This is a genomic window from Caproiciproducens sp., assembly GCF_053840905.1.
The window spans coordinates 41,129-67,122 of the sequence record NZ_JBNLXQ010000001.1 but is presented as its reverse complement, the minus strand read 5'-3'; the positions used below and the strand labels follow the sequence as shown (position 1 = coordinate 67,122).

Sequence of the window (25,994 nt, the reverse complement as noted above, 5' to 3'; positions counted from 1 at the left end):
CTTATATCTTTAAAATAGTCCTGAAATTTTCCCGTTCGCGTCCACGTCGATCTTTTCGGCGGACGGTACCCTCGGCAGCCCGGGCATGGTCATAATATCCCCCGCGTACGCAACCACAAACCCCGCGCCGTTGGAAAGGCGCAGGTCGCGGATGGTAATTCGGAATCCCTTCGGGCGTCCCAGAAGCGCGGCGTTGTCGGAAAGAGAATATTGAGTTTTCGCAACGCAGACGGGCAGCCTGTCCCCGCCGAGCGCGGAGATGTCGGCAATGGCCTTTTCCGCCTGGCCTGTGTAGTCCACGCCGTCCGCCCCGTAAATTTCTTTGGCAATGCATTCGATCTTCTGTTTGACCGTGGAATCGACGGAATAAATCGGATGGAAATCCGACGGCTTTTCCGCCGCCTCACAGACCTTTTTCGCCAGCTCCGCGCCGCCCGCGCCGCCTTTGGCAAAGACCTCCGAAAGCGCGAAATCCGCGCCGTTGTCGCGGCAGTATTTTTCAATATACGCCAGCTCAGCGTCGGAATCGCTGCCGAAGCGGTTGATGGCGACGACCACCGGCACCCCGTACTTCTTCATATTGGCGATATGCGCGCCCAGATTGACGATACCCTTTTCCAGAGCTTCCAGATTCTCCGCCGCAGTACGTTCCTTCGGCACGCCGCCGTTGTATTTCAGCGCGCGAGCGGTCGCCACAAGGACAACGGCGCTGGGCTTCAGCCCCGCAAGACGGCACTTGATGTCCAGAAACTTTTCCGCGCCAAGATCGGAACCGAAGCCGGCCTCGGTAATGCAGTAATCGGCAAGCTTCAAAGCAAGGCGCGTGGCCCTGACGGAGTTGCAGCCGTGGGCGATGTTGGCAAACGGCCCGCCGTGCATGATAACGGGCGTGCCCTCCAGCGTCTGCACCAGATTCGGATTGATCGCGTCTTTCAGAAGCGCGGCCATGGCGCCCTGCGCCTTGAGGTCCGAAGCGTAGACGGGCGCGCCCGCAAAGGTGTACGCGACCAGAATTCTTCCCAGCCGTTCCTTCAGATCCATAATGTCGGACGCAAGACAGAAAATGGCCATGATTTCCGACGCAACGGTAATGCAGAAGCCGTCTTCGCGAGGAATTCCGTTGATTTTCCCGCCAAGGCCGACCACGATGCTGCGCAGGGCGCGGTCGTTCATGTCGAGACAGCGTTTGATTAAAATCCTTCGCTGGTCAATCCCCAGCGCGTTCCCCTGATGGATATGGTTGTCCAGCATGGCGCAGAGCAAATTGTTTGCGGACGTAATGGCGTGAAAATCGCCCGTAAAATGCAGGTTGATGTCCTCCATCGGCACCACCTGTGCGTATCCGCCGCCCGCGGCGCCGCCTTTGATGCCGAATACCGGGCCGAGGCTCGGTTCGCGCAGGGCAATCACGGCATTTTTCCCGATCCGCTTCATCGCCTCGCCAAGGCCCGCCGTCGTGGTGGTCTTCCCTTCCCCCGCGGGAGTGGGATTGATTGCCGTAACCAGAATGAGTTTGCCGTCCTTACGGGAGGCAAGTCTGTTGTAGAGAGAGTCGTTCAGCTTTGCTTTAAATCGGCCGTATGGCTCAAGTTCTTCCTCGTGAATCCCAAGGTCAGCGGCAATTTTCGCAATCGGTACGAGCTTTGCCTGCTGTGCAATTTCGATGTCCGTCAGCATTCATGCATTCTCCTAACACATCATTATGACAAAATTATATCATATTCTTTTGTAAAAATGAACAGGAAAGAGTAATATTTCCTGATGAAACAGACGGCGGAAGCATCGTTGTCCAGATATGTTATAATGAAAAGCAGCTCCACAGATCAAGAATAGGACGAGTACAGAAAATTAAAATCTTCAGTTTTTTGTAAGAAATCCGTTCAGTTTTTCTTAAGAAATATGCGGTAAGCTGTTGTTAAGGTTTTTGAGGGAGGAAATCAAATGGATAAAAAACAGATTCTGATTGTCGACGACGACCGTGAGATCGTCCGCGCGATCGCCATTTTACTGGAAAAAGAGGGCTATTCGGCTCTGTGTGCCTATGACGGGCTGGAGGCCATCGACGCGGCGATGAACAACGAAATCCATTTGATTTTGATCGATGTGATGATGCCGAAGCTGAACGGGCTTTCCGCGGTCATGAAAATCCGTGAAAAACGCAATATCCCGATCATCGTGCTTTCGGCAAAAAGCGAGGACACCGATAAAATTCTCGGGCTCAGCATGGGCGCGGACGATTACGTGACAAAGCCGTTTAATCCCATGGAGCTTGTCGCGCGCGTCCGTTCCCAGCTCAGGCGCTACATCAGCCTGGGCGACATCAACGCGAATACGAACGCAAACGAGGTCGTCAACGGCAGACTGAGCTACAACACGGACGAACGCATCCTGAAGGCGGACGGCGAGCCTGTGCGCCTGACGGCGACGGAAACCAAAATCGTCGACCTGCTGATGCGCAATCTGGGCAGGACCTTTCCCGCGGAGGAAATATACAGCCGCGTATGGAACGAGCCCGCCTACTGTGTGGAAAACACGGTTATGGTCCATGTCCGGCGCATCCGGGAAAAAATCGAGCTCAACCCAAAGGAACCCGAATATTTAAAGGTGGTGTGGGGCATTGGCTACAAAATCGAAAAAGTTTAAGGCGGTATTCGGCTGGCTCTGTTTTTTCTTCAGTATGGTGACGATTACGGGAATCCTGAGCTTCGGCCTTTTTTCCGGGGAATTCGTCAACCGCGGCGACTACTTCCTCAGAGAAGTGAACGATGCGTTTGAACAGGACTATCAGAAAACATCTATGTTCAGCAGAGGGATCGGATTGCATCTGCAGGATATTCTGAATTCGCTGGCCGCAGGAGAAGGAACTGACGACACCGGCGCCTGGGGGCTTTTGGACCGGGACGCAAGCAAGAACATCCTCTATTCGGCGGGAACAAAGGACAAACCAGCAATGCATACCAACGGGTACCCGAATCTGGATCTGGATACCGCCCCGCTGCCGGACGGGTATAACTTCAAGCTGCACTTCGACGGCGAAAAGGTGACGATTACCAAGGACGAAAAAAATCTGGATATTTACGGGGACGGCGTTTACCGGCCGAACAAATCCATGTGGTATGTTCCGGGTTACACCAGCAACACGGACCTGAATGATTCCGCGCTGGAGGACTACCGCGTAACCATGTTTGTCCGCAGTGAGCTTGTCGAACCTATTAATGGCAGCAGCAGTGTTCTGTCCTACATTCCGGAGGCGCAGACAAATATGAAAACTGCTTTGTATGCCGCCGGGGTCTTTCTGGTGCTCGGCCTGATTGCCTTCGCCGTATATATTCTGCTGAGAAAAGAGAAAAAACAGGCCGATCTGGCTCTGGCACGCTTTACCGGCTGGTTCTGGTGGGAATTCAAAGCGCTGTGCGTCGTCATACTGGTCTATCTGGACTTTCCTTTTATGACCGCAACCTGGAACAGCGACCGAATTCTATGGGGAATCTGTGCAGTGATTTCGCTGTTCTTCTATTATCTGGTTGTGAACGATATACGTTACAACCGCCCCTTCTATCGGCACAATATTTTTAACTCCATTTTAAGCAATTACAGAAGATTCGAATTTTCAAAGCCCTTCCAGCGGCAGATGGTCCAACGCTTCTGGGCGCTGCTGGCGGCTGAAATCCTGCTGATGCTGTTTGGTTTGACCGTAACGGCCGTCCTTCATCCCAGTTCCTTCTTTGTCATGGTCTTTCTGCTGCTGGTGCTTGCCGGGATGATTTACCTGATTTACCGGTATGCGCGCAGATTTCAGAACACCGTCTACGACATTGGGCTTCTGATACGCCATATTTCCCTTGTGAAAACCGGCGATTCTTCGGCGGTGGTCGAGCTGCCGTCGGAAGCGGACCTGAAAAACGCTTCGCTGGAATTGAACGAGATCCAGTCCGGCATCGGCGAAGCGGTGGAAGAACGCCTCAAAAGCGAACGGATGAAAATAGAGCTGATCACCAATGTGAGCCACGACCTGAAAACGCCGCTCACCTCCATCATCAGCTATATCGACCTGTTAAAGCAGGAGGAAAATCTGCCCGACCATGTAAAGGACTATATCGAAATCCTTGCCCAAAAATCCGACCGGCTGAAAAACATGGTGCAGGATATCTTTCAGGTGAGCAAGGCGACCAGCGGAAACATTGAGATGAATCCGGAAACTCTGGATTACGGAAAGCTGATCCTGCAAACGCTGGCGGACATGAACGAGCAGGTGGAGGCTTCCGGACTGGTATTGAAAATCGACATTCCGGATACCCCCGTCATGATCCGGGCGGACGGAAAGCTCTTATACCGGGTGTTCCAGAACCTCATCGGCAACGCGCTGCAGTATTCGCTGGACGGCTCCCGTGTATTTATCACGCTGGAACAAACCGGGGAAGAAGCCTCCGCCTCGGTAAAGAACACCTCCCGCTTTGAGCTGGACGGCGACCGGGATATGACCGAACGCTTTGTAAGGGGCGACAGCTCGCGCACGACAAGCGGCAGCGGACTGGGGCTTTCCATCGCACGCAGCTTTACGGAGGCCTGCGGGGGCAGGTTCGGAATCAGCGTCGACGCCGACCTGTTTTCGGCCAGAGTCGATTTTCCGCCTGCGCGGCGGCAAGCGGAAGAACAGTGAAGAGTGCGATTGCTGTGAACATAAAAAGGAAAACCGATGCGGGCTTCTCGCCCGCGCCGGTTTTCCTTTATTATTCGCTTGCAGTTTTCGCGTTTCCATCATATAATAAATAAATCAGAGGTGAAGTCATGCGAGGTTTGAAATCTTTTGCCAACTATTTAAAACGGGCGGACAAGCTGTATTGGACCATTATGATCCTGATATCGGCGTACAGCCTTCTGCTGCTCAAAACCGTGCCCAACAGCGGCTCGGGCAAGTCCTATTTTGCCGTGCAGCTGGTCGCCATTGTCATCGGCTATGTGGGCGCGATCCTGTTCACGCTGATCGATTACCGGGAAATCGCGAGCTATTGGTATATTGTAGCGGGATTTTGTCTGTTCCTGATTATTTATACACAGATTTTCGGTAAGGCGGTCACGAATAGCGGCGGTATAAACGCAAAAGCGTGGATAGAACTCCCCGGCGGTATCACCTTTCAGCCGAGCGAATTGGTCAAAATCGGTTTTATCATTACATTTTCCAAACATATATCGGAACTGAAAGAACGCGATCTGCTGAAATCCTTTCCGCAGGTCATGCTGCTGGCTTTCCATGCGCTGATTCCAGTCGTACTGGTCCATTTTCAGGGAGATGACGGCACCGCGGTCATCTTCTTCTGCATGTTCCTTGCCATGGCGTTTGGAGCCGGGGTCCAGCTCAGATACTTTGGAGCGGTATTCGCCGCGCTGGCTGTTGCATTCCCTATTGCGTGGGAATATATTTTGCAGGATTATCAAAAAGACCGATTTACCATTTTCCGCCACCCGGAATCGGACCCGCTGGACAAGGGCCTGCAACAGATTCAGGGCAGGCTGTCCATCGGCAGCGGACAGCTGTGGGGACGCGGGCTGTTCAACGGCAATTCGCGCGTCAGTAAAAGGCTGGTACCCGTACAGCAAAGTGATTTCATTTTTTCCGTTGCCGGAGAACTGCTCGGCTTTTTCGGCTGTATGCTGATTATGGTTCTTCTTCTTCTGCTCCTGTTGCGGACGCTCCGGATTGCGAGAAAATCCCCCGACTGTCTGGGCAGCAGCATCTGCTTTGGCTTCTTCGGCATGATTGCGGCGCAGGCACTGTTCAATTTAGGCATGTGCCTGAACCTTTTGCCGGTCATGGGCGTTACGCTCCCGTTTTTCAGCGCGGGCGGTTCGTCCGCAGCCTGTCTGTATCTGGGGTTCGGGTTAACGCAGAACGTGCATATGCACAGAATGAACACGGACAAAGTTACGCTCCGGCGATAGAGCGTCATCATAAAAAACACCGCCTTATCCCATCGCAACGGGAAAGGGCGGTGTTTTTATGATATCCCGCATTTTTACTGAAAAAGTTTATCCTGCAGCTTTTTTGTTTTGGATCGTCTTTGCGCCGTCGCTTCCGCATTGACGCTGAGCGTCCCCTCGGCGTCGTCCACGTTCAGCACGTCGCCTTCCCGCGCGCCCTGCGGGAGCTCGGAGGTTTCGATGGCGAAGAATTTCTGATCCTTGTCCTCACAGATTGCGTAGGTCCCCTCAAAACGGTCTATGACCAGCATTTTCATTTTTCTATCCCCTCTTTATTATCATCAGCGCTCGGCTGCAAGCTTTATATTTTGCCCGTCGCTCATAAAAATAAGCGTTCCGCTGACATCGGTCCGGTAAACCGCCGCGCCGGCGGACAACAGTCTTTTCAGTACTTCCCGTTTCGGAAGCCCGTTGGAATCGTCGGCAACGGAAATCGCCGCCCATTTCGGCTTTACGGCGTTCAGCAGCGCGTCCGTAGTGGAGGTACTGCTGCCGTGGTGGCCGACCTTCAGAACATCGGCGGAAAGGTCTTCCCCGCCTGCAATCAAATCGGATTCCTCCTCTTTTTCCGCGTCGCCCATCAGCAGAAACCGCGTTTTCCCATAGGTCAGCTTCAGGACGATGGAATTGTTGTTGGTGCTGCCGCCCTGCCGGACAGGGGCAAGGACCTCTATTTCCATACCGCCGAGAGAGAAAGTCTCTCCGGGCCGGGGAACAACCGTGGAAATCTGTTTGTCGTTCAGCGCTTTCTGCGCGGCAAGATATTCCCCGCTGGAGGGGATCAGGTCCTTCGGGATATCGGGCGCAAAATATTTTTTGACGGGATAACGCCCGATCAGGTACGCAAGGCCGCCGATGTGGTCCTCGTCCGGATGCGTGTTGACCATATATTCCAGCTCCTTTACGCCCCGGCGGTCAAGGTATTCCGCCACCGGTTCCCCGCAGTCGACAGTCCCGCCGTCCACGAGCATCGCTTTTCCCCCGCACTCAATCAAAAGGCTGTCGGCTTTTCCGACCTCCAGCACATGGAGGGACATCGGGCTGGAATCCGCCGCCGCGGAAAAATCGCTCAGTCCGAAAAAGGAAAAAATCCGATGCCAGAAGGCGGCTGCCCCGAACGGCAGCAGCGAAACAACGAGTCCCATCGCCAGAAACAGCGAAATGGTGATTTTCAGCGCCTTTTTACTGTTTTTTTGCTGCCCCATCTGCCCCGCTTCTCTCTGTTCTGATTCTCTCTGTTCTGAACTTGGGCGGCACGCTGCATGGCAGGGCTGGGAGGGACAAGACACGATCCGCCCGTACCGATCAGGTCGCTGCGGCCCGCGGCTTTCAGCGCCGCAATTACCAGATCCCTGTTCTTTGGATTAAAATACTGCAGAAGCGCCCGCTGCATCGCCTTTTCCCGGTCGGTGCGGGGAATATAGACTTCTTTCATCGTATAAGGATCGAGCCCGGTGTAAAACATGCAGGTGGAAATGGTTCCGGGCGTGGGATAAAAATCCTGCACCTGCTCCGGACGAAGGTGCTCGCGCTTTAGAAACAGGGCGAGCGAAACCGCGTCTTTCAGGGTGCTGCCCGGGTGGGAGGACATCAGGTACGGAACAAGATACTGCTCCTTGCCCTCCTCCTTACAGAAATGATCATACTTTTTTTCAAATTTCAAAAAAGATTCAATATGCGGCTTGCCCATACAGTCAAGGACCTCCGGCGTACAGTGCTCCGGCGCAACCTTCAGCTGTCCGCTGACATGGTATTTGACCAGTTCCTTAAAAAAGGCGTCGTCCTTGTCTTCAATCAAATAATCAAAGCGGATGCCGGAACGGATAAACACGCGTTTGACCTTCGGCAGGGCGCGCAGCCTGCGCAGAATGTCGAGGTATTCGCTGTGGTCCACCTTGAGCAGGGGGCACGGCTTCGGTGCAAGGCATTTTTTTCCGCCCGCGCAGAGCCCCAGCTTTTCCTGTTTGTCGCAGGACGGGTGGCGGAAATTGGCGGTCGGGCCGCCGACATCGTGGATATATCCTTTAAAATTTGGGCTTTCCGTCAGCTTTTTCGCTTCGCGCAGGATGGATTCCTCGCTGCGGGTGGTGATGGAACGGCCCTGATGGAACGCGATCGAACAGAAATTGCAGGCGCCGAAACAGCCGCGGTTGTGCGTAATGGAGAACTCCACCTCCTGAATGGCCGGGACCCCGCCCATGCTCTCGTAGCACGGGTGATAGGTGCGCATATACGGCAGCTCATAAACGGCGTCGAGCTCTTTTTGCTTTAAAGGCGGCATCGGCGGGTTTTGAACCAGTATTTTGCCGCCGTGGCGCTGAATGACTCTGCGTCCCCGCACGGCGTCCTGTTCATCCTGCTGTTTGCGGCAGGAAACGGCGTACTCTCTTTTATTCTGACAGACCTGCTCAAAGCTGGGACAGTCGACCGCGGGAACGGGCCGGTATTCCTTTGTGGGAACCGCGTAGCAGGTGCCGCGGATATCGGTGATCGTGCTGATCGGCTCGCCGGAAAACAGGCGGCGGGCAATTTCGACAGTCTGGCTTTCGCCCATGCCGTAGGTCAGCAAATCCGCCCCGGAGTCCAGAAGAATCGACGGGCGGATTTTGTCGTCCCAGTAATCGTAATGTGCGAAACGGCGGAGGGAGGCTTCCAGCCCGCCGATAACGACCGGCGAATCCGGATAGATCTCCCTGATTTTCTTCGTGTAGACAATAACGGCGCGGTCGGGCCGGAGACCGGTTCTGTTCCCCGGCGAATAGGCGTCTTCTTTGCGCCTGCGGCGCGCCACGGTGTAATGAGCGACCATGGAATCAATGTTTCCCGAGTTGACCAGAAAGCCGTATTTCGGCTTGCCGAAGCGGGTAAAGTCCCGGTCGGTGCGCCAGTCAGGCTGCGCCAGAATGGCCACCCGGTAGCCAAACTCCTCCAGCACGCGCGAGATGATCGCGGTGCCGAAGGTGGGATGGTCAACGTAGGCGTCGCCGGTTACAACGACGAAATCCGGCGCGTCCCAGCCAAGAGCATCTGTTTCTTCTTTTGTAATGGGTAAAAAAGGCATTCCGCTTATTCTTCACTTTCTTTTTGATCCGCCTGCTGCATGGTCATTTCCAGCCACTGCTGGTATGTAATGAGCACCTGACGCGGCTTGGAGCCTTCGTGCGGGCCTACAATGCCCATCTGCTCCATCTCGTCGACCAGACGGCCGGCGCGGGCATACCCGAGGCGCAGGCGTCGCTGGAGCAGAGAGGTCGAAGCCTGTCCCGCTTCCACAACACACTTGACCGCTTCCGGCATCATGGGGTCGGTGTCGCCGTTCACACCGCCGTCTCCCCCGCCGTCCTTTTCGGCCACGGCGTTTTTCTCAATCTCTTCGGCAATATTTTTATCGTATCCCGCTTCCTGCGACTTCTTTACGAAATTTACGACGGATTCGATTTCGCTGTCGCTGACAAAGCAGCCCTGGATTCTGGTGGGCTTCTGCGAGCCGACGGGCGAAAACAGCATATCCCCGCGCCCCAGAAGCTTTTCCGCGCCGCCCATGTCCAGAATGGTTCTGGAATCCACCTGGGAGGAAACGGAGAACGCGATACGGCTGGGGATATTCGCCTTGATAATTCCGGTGATGACGTCGACGGAGGGCCGCTGTGTGGCGATCAGCAGATGCATGCCCGCGGCACGCGCCATCTGCGCCAGACGGCAGATGGAATCCTCCACCTCGTTGGGGGCGGCCATCATCAGGTCGGCAAGCTCGTCGATGATGATGACGATCTGCGGCAGGCGCGGCATGGGCTGCCCGTTTTCATCCTGAAAGCCGCTGCTTTCCGCCAGCGCGTTGTATCCGCCCAGATCACGCACGTTGTTCGCGGCAAAGGTTTTGTACCGCTTGAGCATTTCCGTTACGGCCCATCCCAAAGCGCCCGCGGCCTTGCGGGGATCGGTGACGACCGGGACCAGAAGCTGCGGGATCCCGTTGTAAATGCCCAATTCCACCACCTTCGGGTCGATCATCAGAAATCTGACCTCTTCCGGAGTGGATTTATACAGAAGGCTGACAATAAACGAGTTGATGCACACGGATTTTCCGGAGCCCGTGGCGCCCGCGATCAGAAGATGGGGCATCTTGCTCAGATCCGCCGTCGCGACCGCGCCCGCGATGTCGCGCCCGAGCACGACGGTCAGGCGGCTTTTCGCCGCGCCGAAGCTGTTGGACTCGATCAGCTCGCGCATTCTGACAACGCTGACCTTTTTGTTCGGGACCTCTATCCCGACGGCGGCCTTGCCCGGGATCGGCGCCTCGATGCGCACGCCGGACGCGGCGAGGTTCATGGCGATATCGTCGGACAGATTCGTGATTTTACTGATTTTCACACCCGCGGCGGGCTGCAGCTCGTAACGGGTGACGGCGGGGCCGCGGCTGATATCCACGATTTTTGTCTGGACGCCGAAGCTCTTCAGCGTCTGCACCAGCATCTGCCCGTTCAGCTTCAGTTCCTCGGTCACATCCTGCTCGCTCAGTTCCTTTGTGGTTTCCAGCATGGTGACCGGCGGGAAATGGTAGGCGCCGTCCTGCGGAGGCTCGTCGGTAAACATGGTCATCTGCACGCCGGCAGGTTCGGATCTCTTTTGCGCCTCCGGCTGCGGCGAAGCGGCCTGACGGGCGGCGTAAGCGGCGGCCGCCGCCGCGGAGCCGGTTTTATCCGCGGCCGGCGGAACCGGAGCCGCGGGCTGCTCTATCTTTTCCACTACGGGCTCTTTGACCCCGAACACCTTTTCCAGCTGCTCGAGCTTCTTGTTTTTCTGCGGCTTGCCCTTGGCCTGAACGGCACGCTGCGCCATATCCTCGCGGTCAAGCGCGATATCGATGTTGGAATTGGCCTGACGGGCGCGTTCCACAGCCCGCTGTTCGTGCGCGCTGCTGAAATTGGCGGCCATCATGTCGGCCGGTTTTGTCACCGCCCGGAACAATTGGACAAGGCTGGTCCCGGTCAAAATCATAACCGCTACGAAAAGGGACAGAATAATAACGATTTTTGCCCCGGTCGAACCGAGCGCCGCGACGAACGGGATCCCGATCAGACCGCTGAACAGCCCGGCGCCGGACCTTTGGGTACCCAGGGTATAAAGATCCTTGAGCCTGTCCCAGTACGAGGTAATGGGCGTGTTGTTCTGATCGGTAAAAATATAGACAGCCGCGCAAAACAGCGCAATAATGACGATCATAAAAACGACTTTGCTGCCCAGACGGTTTTTCTGGCGCTCAAAAGCCGTTACGAGCGATATGTAGCAGAGAAGAATCGGCCAGATGATCGCGCAGCTGCCAAAAAGGCCCAGAAGCGCGTTGTGGCACCACAGCCAGATGTGGTCGCCTTCGATCAGCACAAGGCAGACCATCAGAATGGACACGGCAAACACCACAACCGCGTTGATCTGGTTGCGCTGCCTGATGTACTCGGCATCCTTTTCCGCCCTTGTTTTTCTTCCGCCGGCAAGGTGCCGTGCCTTCGGCTTGCTCCGTGCGCGGGGCGCCGCTTTCTTATTCGTATTTGTTCTTTGAGTTGCCACCTTATAATCACCTTATATTTTTAATTTGTTCCGGTTATTCGTTTTATGTAACTTACGATGAAGAATGATTCAGGAAACGCGTTCCTGAAGGCTTCCTTTTTCATTCTCCATCAGATGTTTTATACGCCGCGGCTTTTGGCGGCGGTCTTTGCTGTTTTGGGCTCCGGCTTTTTTGCCCCCGCCTTAGCGGTTCTTGCGCCGGACTTTTTTTGCTGCGCCTTATTCTTATCTACCATATCGTAAAGGCAGTCGATGGCGTCGGAAAGGCTTCCGAGAGAATCGATCAGACCTTCCTTGACGGCGTCGTTTCCGTCCAGAACCGTCCCCACGTCCATCACCAGCTCCTGCGTGTTCATGGAAAGCTCGTGGAACCGTTCGGGGGAAATGTGAGAATTCTGAGTGACGAACCGCGTAATGCGCTCCTGCATCCGCTGGAAATACTCGAGGGTCTGCGGAACGCCGAGCAGCATGCCGTTCATACGCACCGGATGAATCGTCATCGTCGCGCTGGGGGCGATGAAGGAATGCTTGGCGGCAACCGCCAGCGGCACGCCGATAGAATGGCCGCCGCCCAGCACGAGCGACACGGTCGGCTTTTTCATCCCCGCGACCAGTTCCGCAAGGGCAAGCCCGGCTTCCACGTCGCCGCCGACGGTGTTCAGGATGATCAGAAGCCCGTCTATGGTGGGCTCTTCCTCAATCGCGACAAGCTGCGGAATCACATGCTCGTACTTGGTCGTCTTGTTTTGCGAAGGCAGAATATAATGTCCTTCGATCTGGCCGATGATCGTCAGGCAGTGGATCAGATGCTTGCCGTTGCCGGTAATGACCGAACCGGTGTCGATAATCTGGTCGGTCTGCTTTTCGTTTTTCTCGGCTTTATCGTCATCATTGACCCGCTTTATATAATCCTGGTCTTCTTTCCGGCCTTTTTCGTTTTGGTCTTTATGGCTCATTGATAATCCCTCCTACCGCTTTATTGTGCCGTAAGAAGGGTGTTCTCATACACGGAAATATACAAGTTTGAAATATCAATATTATGATTATATCATCTGTTGTGATATTCATCAAGAAAATAAAGCGTCAAACATAGAATGCTTTGGCTGAAAGTGATTGGATAGATTGACAATTTTGCTTTTTTATTGGATAATGGTTATATATTTAACTATGTTGGGAATTCGAATTGGAAGGAAGCTTGATCATGAGTTTGACTTTGGCACAAAAAATCATTAAAACCCATCTTCTGAGCGGCGAAATGACGCCAGGCAGCGATATCGGTTTGAAAATAGACCAGACGCTGACGCAGGATGCCACCGGAACCATGGCCTATCTGGAGTTCGAGGCTATGGGCGTCCCGCGCGTAAAAACAGAGCGCTCCGTCGCTTATATCGATCACAATACCCTTCAGACCGGCTTTGAAAACGCGGACGATCACCGGTACATTCAGACGGTCGCAAGGAAACACGGAATTTATTTTTCAAGACCCGGCAACGGGATCTGCCATCAGGTCCATCTGGAGCGCTTCGGCGTTCCGGGCAAAACGCTGATCGGCTCGGACAGCCACACCCCCACCGGCGGCGGAATCGGCATGCTCGCCATGGGCGCCGGCGGGCTTGACGTTGCGGTTGCCATGGGCAGCGGCGAATATTATATCCCCATGCCGAAAATGCTGCGTATCAATCTGACCGGAAAGCTTTCTCCGTGGGTTTCCGCCAAAGATATTATCTTAGAGGTCCTGCGCCTTCTGTCCGTAAAGGGCGGCGTCGGCAAGGTCGTGGAATACGGCGGCGAAGGGATCGCGGCGCTGAGCGTGCCGGAGCGCGCGACCATCACCAACATGGGTGCGGAGCTGGGCGCAACCACCTCCATCTTCCCTTCCGACGAAGTGACCCTTGCGTTTTTAAAAGCGCAGGGCCGCGAAAAGGACTGGGTGGAGCTAAAGCCGGACGCCGACGCGAAGTACGACGAAACCATCGGGATCAACCTGTCCGAACTGAAACCGATGGCGGCCTGTCCCCACAGCCCGGACGCGGTAAAAACCGTGGACGAGATCGGCCCCATCAAAGTGGATCAGGTCTGTATCGGGTCCTGTACCAATTCCTCTTACCGCGACATGATGCGGATTGCCTCCATATTAAAAGGAAAGACGGTCCACCCCGACGTGAGCCTTTCGATCGCCCCCGGCTCCAAACAGGTTTACAATATGCTTGCACAGAACGGCGCGCTTGCCGACCTGATTTCCGCCGGCGCACGGATTCTGGAATGCGCCTGCGGCCCCTGCATCGGGATGGGACAATCCCCGAATTCCGGCGGTATTTCACTGAGAACCTTCAACCGCAATTTTGAGGGGCGTTCCGGCACGGCGGACGCCAAAATTTACCTTGTCAGCCCGGAAACCGCCGCGGCTTCCGCCATCAACGGCGTTCTGACCGATCCCCGGACGCTGGGCGAGGAAGCTCCCATCGAACAGCCCGAAAAATTCCTGATCAACGACAATATGATCATTCCCCCCGCCGGCGAGAAGGAAGCGGAAAACGTGGAAGTCCTGCGCGGGCCGAACATCAAGGAAGTCCCCGCCACCACCGCCCTCCCCCGGGACATTGCCGCAAAAGCCCTGCTGAAGGTCGGCGACAACATCACGACCGACCACATTATGCCGGCGGGGGCGAAAATTCTTCCGTACCGTTCCAACATTCCCTACCTTTCCAACTTCTGTTTCGCCGTCTGCGACAAGGAATTCCCGGAGCGCTGCCGCCAATACGGCAGGGGCGTGATTGTGGGCGGCTCCAACTACGGGCAGGGCTCTTCCCGTGAACACGCCGTTCTGGTCCCGCTGTACCTTGGAATCAAAGCGGTGATCGCAAAGAGCTTCGCGCGGATCCACTGCGCCAATCTGGCGAACGCAGGAATCCTTCCGCTCGTATTTAAAAACGAGAAGGATTACGACGGAATCGACCAGATGGACGAGCTGGAACTGCCGGATATCCGCGCCACCATTGAAAACGGCGGAACCGTTCTTGTGAAAAATCTGACAAAAGGCACCTCCTTTGAAGCAGACGCCATTCTGAGCGACCGTCAGAGAAAGATCGTCCTTGCGGGCGGCCTGCTGAGCTACATCAAAGAACAGAACAGCTGACACAAAATACAACGGACCTGCAGAACGCTTACAGAAAACGGAGGGCTACGAATGAATAAGATTCAAATGACGACGCCGCTGGTGGAAATGGACGGCGACGAAATGACCAGAATCATCTGGAAGATGATTAAAGAGATCCTGCTGAACCCTTATATCGACCTGAAAACGGAATATTACGATCTCGGGCTGGAAAACCGCGACGCAACCGACGACAAGGTCACGTTTGATTCCGCCTACGCCACAAAGAAATACGGCGTTGCCGTAAAATGCGCGACGATCACCGCGAACGCGGACAGAGTGCGCGAGTATGGATTAAAAGAAATGTGGAAATCCCCGAACGGCACCATCCGTGCGATTCTGGACGGCACCGTTTTTCGTTCCCCCATCCTTGTGAAGGGCATTACGCCCTTTATCACCACCTGGAAAAAGCCGATCACCATTGCGCGCCACGCCTACGGCGACGTCTACCGCAACACGGAAATGACCGTTCCCGCCGGCGCAAAGGCCGAGCTTGTCGTTACAAAAGCGGACGGCACCGAAGAGCGCGCGCTGATTCATGATTTCGAGACCTCCGGCATTATTCAGGGCCAGCACAACATAGACAAAAGCATTGAAAGCTTTGCCCGGTCCTGCTTCAGCTACGCGCTCGACGTCGGACAGGACGTGTGGTTTTCGACCAAGGACACGATTTCGAAAAAATACGATCATCGTTTCAAGGATATTTTTCAGGAAATTTACGAATCCGATTACAAAGAAAAATTTGAAAAAGCCGGTATTACCTATTTTTACACCTTAATTGACGACGCGGTAGCCCGTGTGATCCGTTCAGAAGGCGGATACATCTGGGCCTGTAAAAATTACGACGGCGACGTCATGAGCGATATGGTCGCAACCGCCTTCGGCAGCCTCGCCATGATGACGAGCGTTCTCGTTTCGCCCGAGGGAATCTATGAATACGAGGCGGCCCACGGCACCGTACAGCGCCATTACTACAAACATCTGAAGGGCGAAAAGACGTCCACCAATTCCATGGCTACCCTGTTTGCCTGGACCGGCGCGCTGAAAAAGCGCGGAGAGCTCGATCACCTTCCCGCGTTGACGGATTTTGCGAACAAACTGGAAAAAGCGTCTGTTCAGACAGTTGAAAGCGGCGTTATGACCGGCGATCTTGCCGCTCTTTCCACGCTGCCAGGCAAAACTGCGGTTGACACCGAAACCTTTTTAAGGGAAGTCAATAAAAGTCTGGTCCGGCTTTTATAAACCGGACTATTACGGAGGGAAAGCGTATGCCAAGACGCGAAAATATTTCAATGTCGGTAATCAGAAGATTGCCCCGCTACTATCGTTTTTTAACCCATCTGAAACAAAAAGGGGTCACTAGGATCTCTTCCACCGAGCTGTCCGTGAAGCTGGGGCTGACCGCCTCGCAGATCCGTCAGGATCTGAACTGCTTCGGCGGGTTCGGCCAGCAGGGTTACGGCTATATTGTCGACCAGCTCTGTGACGAAATCGGGAACATTCTGGGCCTTTCCAACGAGTATAAAGCGATTCTGATCGGAGCCGGAAATTTGGGAAGGGCAATCGCCTCCCACATGTCGTTTGATGATGAAGGGTTCAGGCTGATCGGTGTTTTTGACAGCTCCCCCAGTAAAACCGGGACCAGAATCAACGGTCAGATTGTACGCGACACAGTCGAGCTGGAAGATTTTTGCCGGAAGGAACAGCCGACCATGGCTGTCCTCTGCATCCCCCGCGACGGCGTTCATACCGTGATCGAACGCCTGTACACTCTGGGTGTGCGCAATTACTGGAACTTCAGCCATTATGATATTGCGATGAAGTATGAAGATACGATCGTCGAGAACGTTCATCTGAACGACAGCCTGATGACGCTTTGCTACCGAATTTCAAACCCAAGCCGGAAATAAACCGTTCAGGGGGAAGGGATATGAAAATCCTTTCCCCTTTTTGCACGGCAAAGAAAATCCGTTTTCCGGGTACAATAAGGATTGTTTTCCCCGCTTTTCTTTTTCTGTAAAATATGTTATGATCATTTTGCAGCAATTTAAGCGATGTTTTACTATCTTTCAAAAACCGCAGAGATGATTAGGAGGTACGCATCATGAATTGGATCGCCTTTGGCATTGTTGCCGCAGTTATCCTGATTCTTGTTTTCTGGGTCACAGGCATGTACAACAAGCTTGTCTCTTTCTCCGTAAGAGTGGACAACGGATGGGCACAGGTGGACGTTCAGCTGAAAAAGCGCTTTGACCTCATCCCCAATCTGGTGGAAACCGTCAAGGGATACGCTTCCCATGAAAAATCGACCCTGGAAGAGGTCACAAAATGGCGCGGCGCGGCCATGAGTTCCAAAACGCCCGAAGAGGCGATGGCGAACAACGCCAAGCTGTCCCGCGCGATGGTGAACCTGTTTGCCACGGCGGAGCAATACCCGGACCTGAAGGCAAACCAGAATTTTCTGGACCTGCAGGGACAGCTGAAGGACATTGAAAGCAAAATCGCTTTCGCCCGTCAGTTTTATAACGACACCGCAATGAAATACAACGAGTACGTCATGCATTTCCCGTCCAATATCATTGCTTCCCTGTTCCATTTCGGACAGAAAAAATACTTTGAGATCGAGGAAGCCGATAAAGCCGTACCACAGGTGAAATTCTGATTTTCGGCGAACGAAGGGAGCATACAGATTGGCCAAAAAGCTTTTTGGCGGGATGGCTGCGGCCGTCGCCGCTATCCTATTGGTTCTTTTTATCACCGGCGTCGGCGCCGGCGGTTACAAGCACGGCGCAAAGCAGACTTTGGAAAATCTGGATATCGTTTCTCAGCTGAACAGTAACGGCGATATGCAGGTGACGGAAACCTGGCGCATCAATCTGGAAGACCGCGGCAAACCTTACAGCAACCTGTATAAAACCTTTCCGGTAAACGGAAGCCAGAGCGCGGGAATCGAGAATTTATCCGTGTACGACATGGATGAAAACGTTCAGTACAGCTTCCGTGACGATATCGATCCGACAAGCGGCTATTTTTCTGAGGATAACGTCTGTTACATTTACAACACGGCGAAGGATATTGAAATCGGCTGGTTTTTGCCGGCGATCGACAGCGGCGTACGAAACTTCAAGGTAGAGTACACCGTCAAGAACCTTGTCAGCGTATACGGAGATACTTCCGTATTGTACAACGCCTTTATCGGAAAGAACTTCAGTATTCCGATCACCCAGCTGCACGGCACCATTTTGATTCCGTCCGGCGCGAAGGAAAAGGAAGTGAAGGGATGGCTGCACTGTACGGCACAGAGTCGGCTGACCATCGATTCCCCTGCCCGGATTTCCTTTACCGCAAACGAGGTCCCGCCGGAGACGCTGGTGGAAACGCGCGTCTGCATGCCCGTTTCCCTGTTCCCGGATTCGGCAAGGGTCAGTACGGTCAACGTGCTGAGCGATATTGAAAAGGAAGAGAATAAATGGGCGCAGGACTGGGAAAAGCAGCAGAAGCTGAATTACACGGTCGGCATCGTGGATGCCGTGGGCGGAGTTGTTCTGGTGATAGCCGGAATCTTCATTCTGATATGGCTGAAAAAGAAAGCCCGGCCGTATCAGGTGGACGCCCCCGAATACACCCGCGAGATACCGGAGAACAGTTCCCCCGGCGGCGCGGCAAACCTGTTCTATTATTACAGCGGCGGGGTCACCAGCAAAGAACAGGGGCGTGTTTTCAGCGCTACGCTGATGAGCCTGGCGCGCAAGGGGTACGTCCGGTTTGACTCCAATGAGAAAAAAGATCTTGTGGTAAGCGTAGCGGGGGACACAAAACAGATGCCGCTTACGCAAAGCGAGCAGACGTTTTACGACATGATTGCCCTCGTCGCGTCGCCGTACGGCGACCGTTTCACCATGAAGCAGTTCGAAAAATACGCCAGGGAGCACAACAAATCGATCGACAGCAGTATGGAGCTCTTTCTGTCGCAGGCAAAGAGGGAAATCGCCCCGCGCGGGTATTATGAGCGCCGGCCCGCTTTTCTGACGGTCAGCTCCGTCCTGGGAATTCTCGGTATTGTGGGAGCCATTGCGATCCTTCTGCTTTCAGGCGGCTGGCTGGTCTACATTCCCGTGGGGTTCATCGTTTTCGGTGTCCTGCTGATCATTGCTTCGAGCGGAAAAACAAGGCTGAGCAAAAAGGGAGAATACGATTACGCCGTATGGCAGGGGCTCAAAAAATACATGCTCGAATTTTCGCGCATGAAGGAATACGGCGTCCCCGAGCTTGCGCTTTGGGAGGAATACCTTGTTTACGCAACCATGATGGGCATTTCCAAAAAGGTCTGCGATCAGCTCAGAATGGTCTATCCGCAGCTGAATGACGACGGCTACCTCTACACGAATTACGCAGACAGCTACCTATACTACATGTTCGGCCGTTCCATCGGCATGGGCGGCTTCAGCCACATCGGCAGCGATTTCGGCGCCTCGCTGGGAAATACGATCAGCAACATCAGCACTTCCGCTACGCGCCTTGCGCATCCGCCCCAATCCGGCGGGGGCCCGGGCGGCTTCGGCGGCGGCGGTTTTGGCGGCGGCGGCTTCGGAGGAGGCGGCGGCGGCTTCGGAGGAGGCGGTGGCGGCGGCGCCAGATAACCGAATAACAGCGCAAAGAACCGTTGGAAACCGTTCGGTTTCCGGCGGTTCTCTTTTTATTGCCAGTCAAGCAGCCGGCAAAGCAATCCTTACAGCAATTTCATTTCGGTTTGCGAGACAAAACACGTTCCTCCCCTGCCTTCGGCGGGGGAGGAACGCAACCTTGTGGCTAAATCGATTGGAAACGCTGTAAAACAAATTCTAAATAAAATCTAAACCGCAAAAAATGCCGCCTCCCATCGAAAATGGAAGACAGCATTGAAAATTCGGATTTCGGCGGCTTATTTCTTTTGGCCCGCCTTGTACTCCTTTGCCGCGCCGACAAGGCCCCTGAAAAGCGGGTGCGGACGGTTCGGACGGGACTTGAATTCCGGATGGAACTGGGAGCCCAGAAACCACGGATGCTCCGGGACTTCCATCATTTCCACGATATGGTCGTCCGGCGATTTCCCGCAGAAGACCATGCCCGCCTGCTCAAACCGCTCCCGGTAATCGTTGTTCACCTCAAAACGGTGACGGTGGCGCTCGGAAATGAGCGGCTCGTTGCCATAAAGCGCAGCCGCCTTTGTGCCCGCGGTCAGCTTGCACGGATACTGCCCAAGGCGCATGGTGCCGCCTATCTGGACAACGTCCTTCTGCTCCGGCATCAGGTCGATGACATGGTTGCTGCTCTGCGGATCGAATTCCGCCGAGTTCGCGTCCGCAAGACCCAGCACATCGCGGGCGTACTCCACAATCGCAAGCTGCATACCGAGGCAGATGCCGAGACACGGAATCCGGTTGATTCTGGCGTAGTGGATCGCCGTAATCATTCCCTCGATACCCCTCTGGCCGAATCCGCCGGGCACGATCACGCCGTCCATACCGGTAAGAATCTCCGCGACGTTGTCCGGAGCGATCGTCTCGGAATCAATCCATTTGATATTTACTTTGACGTTATTGCCGATTCCGCCGTGGGTCAGCGCTTCGGCAACGCTCAGATACGCGTCGTGCAGCTCCACATATTTGCCTACAAGCCCGATGGTGACGCTTTCCGTCAGGGACATGGCCGTGTTGACCATGGCGATCCAGTCGCTCAGGTCGGCGCCGGGCGTGTCCAGCCCAAAGCGTTTGCAGACGATATCGTCCAGACGCTCGTCCTTCAGCGCAAGAGGGACCTGATACAGAAGCGGAAGGTCCAGGTTCTGTATCACGCAGTTCTCATTGACATTGCAGAAAAGCGCGATTTTCTTTTTGATATCGTCGCCGACCGGCCTTTCGGAACGGAGAATGATAATATCCGGCTGAATGCCGATGGAGAGGAGCTCCTTTACGCTGTGCTGGGTGGGTTTTGACTTATGTTCATGGGAACAGATCAGATAAGGAACAAGGGTAACATGGATAAACAGGCAGTTGTTTCTGCCGACCTCCGTCGCAAACTGACGGATGGCCTCCAGAAAGGGCAGGCTCTCAATATCGCCGACCGTACCGCCCACTTCGATGATCGCTACGTCGATATTGTCCTTCCCGTCATAGATGCGGGATTTGATTTCGTTGGTAATGTGGGGGATCACCTGAACCGTACCCCCGTCGTAATCGCCGTTGCGCTCGTTCTGCAGCACATTCCAGTAAATTCTGCCCGAAGTGATATTGCTGTTCTGGGTCAGATTCTCGTCGATAAAGCGTTCGTAGTGGCCAAGATCCAGATCTGTTTCCGCTCCGTCATTGGTTACGAAAACCTCTCCGTGCTGGAACGGGTTCATGGTACCCGGATCAACATTCAGATAGGGGTCGAATTTCTGTATGGTAATTCTCAGCCCCCTTGCCTTCAGTAAGCGCCCCAAAGAAGCCGCCGTGATTCCTTTCCCCAATCCGGATACAACCCCGCCTGTTACAAAAACATATTTTGCTGACATAGTTACCCTCCATAAGCACTTGAATTTACTGCCGCTGCAAAAACCAAATTAAATTAATTATATCGCCTGTTGTATTGGCTTGTCAATGCAATAGGCGATAATAAACGCCGTTCTTTACGAGATTTGAAACAATCCGCCAATAATCGGCCCGAGTGCCCCGCCGACCTGTGCACCCTGCATAACGGCCCGTATTACGGCTGGTATTTTTCGATCTCCGCTTTTTGGATGGTAACCGGGGCTGCGGGCCTGCTCTTCTCCCCCTGATCGTTTTCGGAAACGGGAACCGCGGCAATTTTGTCGACGACATCCATTCCCTCGATCACCTGCGCAAAAACGGTGTGTCCCCGTTCCACAATATTGTACGCGCCGTCCAGATTGGGATTCCCGCCGTTGTCGTCATACAGCTTCTTATAGGCGTCGGTGACCTTGTCCATGTTGAGAAAATAGGTGCCGTACTGCTGGATGAAGGCGTCCGGATACTGCTTATAGACATTGTACGCCTGCTGATAGTTCTCCCAGTCAATCTTTTCGGAGGTTCCCCTCTGATTGATGAAAAACTGGCTTCCGTTGGTGTTTTCACCCGCGTTCGCCATGGAAACGGAGCCGCGGATGTTGACCAGGTTGGCGTTGAACTCATCCTCAAAGTCCTTGTTCCAGATGCTTTCCCCGCCGGTGCCGTCGCCTTTGGGGTCGCCGGACTGAATCATGAAATCGTTAATCACGCGGTGGAAGGTCAAGCCATTGTAATAGCCCTTCTGAATCAGACCTTTAAAATTCTCAACGGCTTTCGGAGCGGCCTGCGCAAAAAGGCGAAGCCTGACCACGCCCATACTGGTGGTCAGTACGGCAATGTCTTCACCGGCGGCGGGCTTTTCAAGCTGATAACCTATTTTTTTGCCGTCGTCCGGCTTTACCCGGCTGGAAGCGGCCGAGCTCGCTGGTGCGGAGGAGGCCGGAGAGGAGGACGCCGGAGAGGACGATTCCGCAGAGCTTGCGGCGCTGCCGCCGGAACAGGCGGTCAGGCTCAGAAGCAAGGCGAAAACAGAAACAAACCCAATTATTTTTCTGCCGTATCGTATCATAAAAAATAACTCCTTCTCGTAATACATAAATTATATTCTATTATAAAAAGCAATCATATTCAAGCCGGAGGGAGATAAATTAACAATTTAATAATTAATCAGCGTAGTATTACCGATTCATTTTAAGCATATAGATAAGCGAAGACATAAAGGAGGTAGGAAAATGTTTGATTACTATCCTGAGGGTTGGATCATCGATACACCCGAAAACCGCGCGGCGACCCTGAACATCTCCGCGCTGAACGACGCCTGCCGGGATGGAAAAATTTTGGAAGGACGCGCGCTGATTTGTGACAGCTCGCATAATTTACTGGTCGATTTAGGATGCATGAAGGGTGTGATTCCGCACGACGAGGGTGCTTTAGGGATTCGCGAAGGTACGGTACGTGACATTGCCATCATTTCCAGAGTCAACCGGCCGGTATGCTTTACTGTGACGGGTTTTCAGAAAGATACGGACGGACATATGACCGCCCTGCTGTCGCGGCGGGCCGCACAGGAAAAGTGCATGGCCGAATCTGTGAAAAAGCTTGCTCCGGGCGACGTCATCAACGCGCGCGTGACCCACCTGGAAAGCTTCGGGGCTTTTGCCGACATCGGCTGCGGGATTATCGCGCTGCTGCCGATCGACGCCATCTCCGTTTCCAGAATTGACCACCCGCGCGAACGGTTTACGGTCGGCATGGATATCCGTGTTGTCATAAAATCCGTGGAAAACGGACGCATTACCCTGAGCCACAAAGAGCTTCTGGGAACCTGGGCGGAAAACGTAGCCATGTTCAAAGCCGGGGAAACAGTGGCCGGGATCGTGCGTTCCGTGGAATCCTACGGCATTTTCGTCGAGCTTTCCCCTAACCTTGCCGGGCTGGCGGAAACCAAGGAGGATGTGGTACCCGGTCAGCAGGCGAGCGTTTACATAAAAAGCATCATTCCTTCACGGATGAAGGTAAAGCTCGTGATTATCGACACGTTCGACTACTCCTACCGTCCTTCCGCGCCGAAATATTTTTTCACCGGAAACAGGATCGACCGGTTCGTCTATTCTCCCCCCGACAGCGAAAAAGAAATCGCGACCAATTTTACGCCGGAATAGGATATCAGGCCGCGGGTCCGGTCACGGGTCCGCGGCCTGATTCTTATGAGCGGGACCCTTCCCTTTTGAACGCGACGATTCCGGCCACCAGGTCCGCCAGCTGTTCGGCTTCTTCCGGGGTGAGCCTCTCTGCAGCTGTCGTGATTTTTTTGACGGCCGCCTCTTTCTTTTCACATTTCTTCGGACAACCGAAGTCAAACAGCTCGGAAAGGGAAATATTCAGCGCCATTGCGATTTTATTGAGCGTGTCGATCGTCGGGCACTTCAGGCACCGCTCGATATGGCCTAAAAAAGCCGGGTCCAGCCCGGCGGAATTTGCGAGCGATTTCTGGCTGAAGCCCGCCACCTTGCGCAGATGTTTGATTTGCTCCGCAGTTTTCTGCATAATTTCCATTTTTGCCTTATCCATGTTTACCTCTGTCCCCTCATCCTTCCGGTCACATTTTTCTCAAACATCCAATTGATCTCTAAAGATATTCGACGGAAAATGACTATAGGTATTGAAAAACCGTTTTTTTTCGCGTATACTGAAAAAGGCAGTTTGTTTGATCATGTCGATTTAGAAATATAAGTTGAAAAATATTTCAGTATCTGGAGTATTGGACAGGGAACGGACAGATGCGGCGCCGGCACTGATCCAGGGTACGTTACCAATATTAGAATACCCCGATCAGCGAAAATGACCCAAAAAGTTAAAGGAATGAGAAAATGTTCAAAAATATGAAAATCGCTAAAAAACTGATGGTTACAATGATTGCCGTAGCCGTCATTTCCAGCGTCAGCGGAATCGTAGGCGTAAACGCAACGGCGCTTCTGAACGCCGCTTACGGCAAGGCGCTGACGGATTACGGTTTCTCTCAGGGAGAAATCGGGCTTTTCAACACGCAATTCAATGTGAGCCGTTCCATTCTCAGCGATATCCTTCACAGCACGGATTCACGGAAAATACAGGAAAGCGGGAACGAGCTTGACCAGTCGGGCAAGAAACTGGATACTTACCTGAAAAATATGAAAAAGGGAATGGTCACGGAAAAGGAACTGGACTATTATGATCATATTCAGGAAAATCTGACAAAGTTTGAACAGGTCAGCGACCAGGCGGTTGAGCTGGCCAAGCAAAACAGGAACACGGAGGCGGCCGAACTGCTGGACCGCGAGGGAACCCCTCTTTCCGACAGCATCCGGGCGTCCGCCGAGGCCCTGCTTACGGAAAAGACGACAGCCGGAAACAAATTGGCGGGCGACCTGTCCAAGCAGGCCCGGCTTGCGGATTTTGCCATTGTCGGGGTCATTTTCCTCAGCCTCCTGATTTCCATTATCATCGCCATTTGGATTTCCCGCGGCATCAGCAAACCCGTGGCCGAAATGGCGGAAGCCGCGCAGAAGATCGCTCAGGGCGATCTGAACATCCAAATTGATGCGAGCTCCGAAAATGAAATCGGACGGCTGGGAGAAGCCTTCGCAAAATCCGCGGCTTCCATCCGGGTTTACATATCGGATATCGGAAATATAGTCAGTGAAATCGAACGCGGCAATCTTACCGTGGGAACCGATCTGGATTACGTCGGCGACTATGCCCAGCTCAAGAGCTCTGTTTTAGGGATCATCGCCACCCTGAACCACACCTTCAGCCAGATCGATCAGGCGGCGGAGCAGGTCGCCAGCGGTTCCTCCCAGGTTTCCAGCGGCGCGCAGGAACTGGCGCAGGGCGCCACGGAGCAGGCAAGCTCCGTGGAAGAGCTTTCCGCCAGCATTTCCGAAATATCCACCCATGTCAAAGACAACGCGGAGCATACCGCCAACGCGAGCAGATCCGTGGCCGAAGTCACCAGGGAAATCGAGACAAGCAACCAGCACATGGACGACATGATCAAGGCCATGTCCCTGATTAACAAATCTTCCGGAGAAATCGGAAAGATCATCAAGACCATTGAGGATATCGCATTCCAGACGAACATCCTCGCGCTGAACGCAGCCGTGGAAGCGGCCAGAGCCGGGGCGGCCGGAAAAGGGTTCGCCGTAGTTGCGGACGAGGTAAGGAATCTTGCAAGCAAGAGCGCCGAAGCCGCGAAAAACACGACCGCGCTGATTGAAAACTCCGTAAGGCAGGTAGAAAACGGGACGAAAATCGCGGACGAGACCGCTCAGTCGCTCCACCGCGTCGTTTCCAGGGCAGAGGAGGTCACCAAAACGGTCGAAAAAATTTCGATGGCGACCAACCGGCAGTCCGATGCCATTTCCCAGGTCACGCTGGGTGTAGAGCAAATCTCCAGCGTTGTTCAGACAAACTCCGCAACCGCCGAAGAAAGCGCCGCCGCAAGCGAGGAGCTTTCCGGACAGGCGCAGCTCCTGAGAGACCTGGTCGAAAAATTCAGGCTGAACGGCCAGCCCCCCGTGCCGCTGGAAGCGGCGGCATATCCAGGGGAAGCCGCCGCTACTGAGCTGCCGATGGCGGCGGGCGGCAAGTATTAACAGAAAAATGCAATTCCGATTATTTAAGTCAAAGAATACGCTCGTATTCTTTGACTTTTTTATGGAAAACGGAGCCGCGCACCGCATACTCCGCTTGAATAACGCCGCCCGCTA

19 protein-coding genes are annotated in these 25,994 nt (G+C 54.0%); 10 read left to right on the top strand and 9 right to left on the bottom strand.

Annotated elements, in window-relative coordinates; translation table 11 throughout:
- Positions 1–9 precede the first annotated feature (9 nt).
- Entirely contained in the window at positions 10–1,677 is a 1,668-nt protein-coding gene (locus ACQGQ5_RS00295) for a formate--tetrahydrofolate ligase (RefSeq protein ID WP_455734665.1), read from the bottom strand.
- A gap of 264 nt (positions 1,678–1,941) precedes the next feature.
- On the opposite strand from ACQGQ5_RS00295, the gene ACQGQ5_RS00290 reads away from it, so the two are divergent.
- The 3 genes from ACQGQ5_RS00290 (at position 1,942) to ACQGQ5_RS00280 (ending at position 5,940) form a co-directional block, all read left to right on the top strand.
- Positions 1,942–2,643: a response regulator transcription factor gene (locus tag ACQGQ5_RS00290; protein ID WP_455734664.1), complete on the top strand. Its 702-nt coding sequence runs from the start codon at positions 1,942–1,944 to the stop codon at positions 2,641–2,643.
- Complete coding sequence (locus ACQGQ5_RS00285) at positions 2,618–4,660, top strand: histidine kinase dimerization/phospho-acceptor domain-containing protein (protein ID WP_455734663.1); 2,043 nt, start codon at positions 2,618–2,620, stop codon at positions 4,658–4,660. Before ACQGQ5_RS00290 ends, ACQGQ5_RS00285 begins: the two co-directional genes overlap by 26 nt.
- Positions 4,661–4,788: 128 nt before the next feature.
- On the top strand, positions 4,789–5,940 hold the full coding sequence (locus ACQGQ5_RS00280; RefSeq protein ID WP_455734662.1) for an FtsW/RodA/SpoVE family cell cycle protein: 1,152 nt from the start codon (positions 4,789–4,791) through the stop codon (positions 5,938–5,940).
- Between the two features lie 74 nt (positions 5,941–6,014).
- Here ACQGQ5_RS00280 and ACQGQ5_RS00275 read toward each other — a convergent pair whose 3' ends face one another.
- The 5 genes from ACQGQ5_RS00275 to ACQGQ5_RS00255 form a co-directional block, all read right to left on the bottom strand.
- On the bottom strand, positions 6,015–6,236 hold the full coding sequence (locus ACQGQ5_RS00275) for a DUF3006 domain-containing protein (RefSeq protein WP_038324672.1): 222 nt from the start codon (positions 6,234–6,236) through the stop codon (positions 6,015–6,017).
- 24 nt (positions 6,237–6,260) lie between these two features.
- Positions 6,261–7,184: a ComEC/Rec2 family competence protein gene (locus ACQGQ5_RS00270; RefSeq protein WP_455734661.1), complete on the bottom strand. Its 924-nt coding sequence runs from the start codon at positions 7,182–7,184 to the stop codon at positions 6,261–6,263.
- Entirely contained in the window at positions 7,151–9,040 is a 1,890-nt protein-coding gene (locus tag ACQGQ5_RS00265) for a YgiQ family radical SAM protein (protein ID WP_455734660.1), read from the bottom strand. The genes ACQGQ5_RS00270 and ACQGQ5_RS00265 overlap by 34 nt, the downstream gene beginning before the upstream one ends.
- A gap of 5 nt (positions 9,041–9,045) precedes the next feature.
- Complete coding sequence (locus ACQGQ5_RS00260; protein ID WP_455734659.1) at positions 9,046–11,544, bottom strand: DNA translocase FtsK 4TM domain-containing protein; 2,499 nt, start codon at positions 11,542–11,544, stop codon at positions 9,046–9,048.
- Between the two features lie 119 nt (positions 11,545–11,663).
- A complete protein-coding gene (locus tag ACQGQ5_RS00255; RefSeq protein ID WP_455734658.1) occupies positions 11,664–12,500 on the bottom strand; it encodes a ClpP family protease in 837 nt (278 codons plus the stop codon).
- 245 nt (positions 12,501–12,745) lie between these two features.
- On the opposite strand from ACQGQ5_RS00255, the gene ACQGQ5_RS00250 reads away from it, so the two are divergent.
- The 5 genes from ACQGQ5_RS00250 to ACQGQ5_RS00230 all read left to right on the top strand — a co-directional run bounded on the left by ACQGQ5_RS00250 (position 12,746) and on the right by ACQGQ5_RS00230 (position 19,338).
- Positions 12,746–14,680 (top strand): aconitate hydratase, encoded by a 1,935-nt coding sequence (locus tag ACQGQ5_RS00250; RefSeq protein ID WP_455734657.1) that lies wholly within the window; start codon positions 12,746–12,748, stop codon positions 14,678–14,680.
- 51 nt (positions 14,681–14,731) lie between these two features.
- Positions 14,732–15,940, top strand: a complete 1,209-nt coding sequence (locus tag ACQGQ5_RS00245) for an NADP-dependent isocitrate dehydrogenase (protein WP_455734656.1) — start codon at positions 14,732–14,734, stop codon at positions 15,938–15,940.
- 26 nt (positions 15,941–15,966) lie between these two features.
- Complete coding sequence (locus ACQGQ5_RS00240; protein WP_455734655.1) at positions 15,967–16,608, top strand: redox-sensing transcriptional repressor Rex; 642 nt, start codon at positions 15,967–15,969, stop codon at positions 16,606–16,608.
- A gap of 194 nt (positions 16,609–16,802) precedes the next feature.
- Positions 16,803–17,360 (top strand): LemA family protein, encoded by a 558-nt coding sequence (locus ACQGQ5_RS00235; RefSeq protein WP_455734654.1) that lies wholly within the window; start codon positions 16,803–16,805, stop codon positions 17,358–17,360.
- Positions 17,361–17,388: 28 nt separating this feature from the next.
- Complete coding sequence (locus tag ACQGQ5_RS00230) at positions 17,389–19,338, top strand: DUF2207 family protein (RefSeq protein WP_455734653.1); 1,950 nt, start codon at positions 17,389–17,391, stop codon at positions 19,336–19,338.
- 281 nt (positions 19,339–19,619) lie between these two features.
- Here the strand turns inward: ACQGQ5_RS00230 and ACQGQ5_RS00225 are convergent, their stop codons facing one another.
- Both ACQGQ5_RS00225 and ACQGQ5_RS00220 read right to left on the bottom strand, forming a co-directional pair.
- Positions 19,620–21,233: a CTP synthase gene (locus ACQGQ5_RS00225; protein WP_455734652.1), complete on the bottom strand. Its 1,614-nt coding sequence runs from the start codon at positions 21,231–21,233 to the stop codon at positions 19,620–19,622.
- A gap of 191 nt (positions 21,234–21,424) precedes the next feature.
- Positions 21,425–22,315 (bottom strand): peptidylprolyl isomerase, encoded by an 891-nt coding sequence (locus ACQGQ5_RS00220; RefSeq protein ID WP_455734651.1) that lies wholly within the window; start codon positions 22,313–22,315, stop codon positions 21,425–21,427.
- Positions 22,316–22,478: 163 nt separating this feature from the next.
- Here ACQGQ5_RS00220 and ACQGQ5_RS00215 point away from each other — a divergent pair, with 163 nt between their 5' ends.
- Positions 22,479–23,408 (top strand): S1 RNA-binding domain-containing protein, encoded by a 930-nt coding sequence (locus tag ACQGQ5_RS00215; protein ID WP_455734650.1) that lies wholly within the window; start codon positions 22,479–22,481, stop codon positions 23,406–23,408.
- A 43-nt stretch (positions 23,409–23,451) separates the two neighbouring features.
- On the opposite strand, the gene ACQGQ5_RS00210 is transcribed toward ACQGQ5_RS00215, so the two are convergent.
- Positions 23,452–23,817, bottom strand: a complete 366-nt coding sequence (locus ACQGQ5_RS00210; protein ID WP_455734649.1) for a helix-turn-helix domain-containing protein — start codon at positions 23,815–23,817, stop codon at positions 23,452–23,454.
- Positions 23,818–24,116: 299 nt separating this feature from the next.
- On the opposite strand from ACQGQ5_RS00210, the gene ACQGQ5_RS00205 reads away from it, so the two are divergent.
- A complete protein-coding gene (locus tag ACQGQ5_RS00205) occupies positions 24,117–25,880 on the top strand; it encodes a methyl-accepting chemotaxis protein (RefSeq protein WP_455734648.1) in 1,764 nt (587 codons plus the stop codon).
- Positions 25,881–25,994: the final 114 nt, after the last annotated feature.

Bases quoted from the DNA above. Each gene is read 5' to 3' on its own strand.
- ACQGQ5_RS00295 (WP_455734665.1), bottom strand. From the start codon at position 1,677: ATGCTGACGGACATCGAAATTGCACAGCAGGCAAAGCTCGTACCGATT.
- ACQGQ5_RS00290 (WP_455734664.1), top strand. From the start codon at position 1,942: ATGGATAAAAAACAGATTCTGATTGTCGACGACGACCGTGAGATCGTC.
- ACQGQ5_RS00280 (WP_455734662.1), top strand. From the start codon at position 4,789: ATGCGAGGTTTGAAATCTTTTGCCAACTATTTAAAACGGGCGGACAAG.
- ACQGQ5_RS00275 (WP_038324672.1), bottom strand. From the start codon at position 6,236: ATGAAAATGCTGGTCATAGACCGTTTTGAGGGGACCTACGCAATCTGT.
- ACQGQ5_RS00270 (WP_455734661.1), bottom strand. From the start codon at position 7,184: ATGGGGCAGCAAAAAAACAGTAAAAAGGCGCTGAAAATCACCATTTCG.
- ACQGQ5_RS00265 (WP_455734660.1), bottom strand. From the start codon at position 9,040: ATGCCTTTTTTACCCATTACAAAAGAAGAAACAGATGCTCTTGGCTGG.
- ACQGQ5_RS00255 (WP_455734658.1), bottom strand. From the start codon at position 12,500: ATGAGCCATAAAGACCAAAACGAAAAAGGCCGGAAAGAAGACCAGGAT.
- ACQGQ5_RS00250 (WP_455734657.1), top strand. From the start codon at position 12,746: ATGAGTTTGACTTTGGCACAAAAAATCATTAAAACCCATCTTCTGAGC.
- ACQGQ5_RS00245 (WP_455734656.1), top strand. From the start codon at position 14,732: ATGAATAAGATTCAAATGACGACGCCGCTGGTGGAAATGGACGGCGAC.
- ACQGQ5_RS00240 (WP_455734655.1), top strand. From the start codon at position 15,967: ATGCCAAGACGCGAAAATATTTCAATGTCGGTAATCAGAAGATTGCCC.
- ACQGQ5_RS00235 (WP_455734654.1), top strand. From the start codon at position 16,803: ATGAATTGGATCGCCTTTGGCATTGTTGCCGCAGTTATCCTGATTCTT.
- ACQGQ5_RS00225 (WP_455734652.1), bottom strand. From the start codon at position 21,233: ATGTCAGCAAAATATGTTTTTGTAACAGGCGGGGTTGTATCCGGATTG.
- ACQGQ5_RS00220 (WP_455734651.1), bottom strand. From the start codon at position 22,315: ATGATACGATACGGCAGAAAAATAATTGGGTTTGTTTCTGTTTTCGCC.
- ACQGQ5_RS00215 (WP_455734650.1), top strand. From the start codon at position 22,479: ATGTTTGATTACTATCCTGAGGGTTGGATCATCGATACACCCGAAAAC.
- ACQGQ5_RS00210 (WP_455734649.1), bottom strand. From the start codon at position 23,817: ATGGATAAGGCAAAAATGGAAATTATGCAGAAAACTGCGGAGCAAATC.
- ACQGQ5_RS00205 (WP_455734648.1), top strand. From the start codon at position 24,117: ATGTTCAAAAATATGAAAATCGCTAAAAAACTGATGGTTACAATGATT.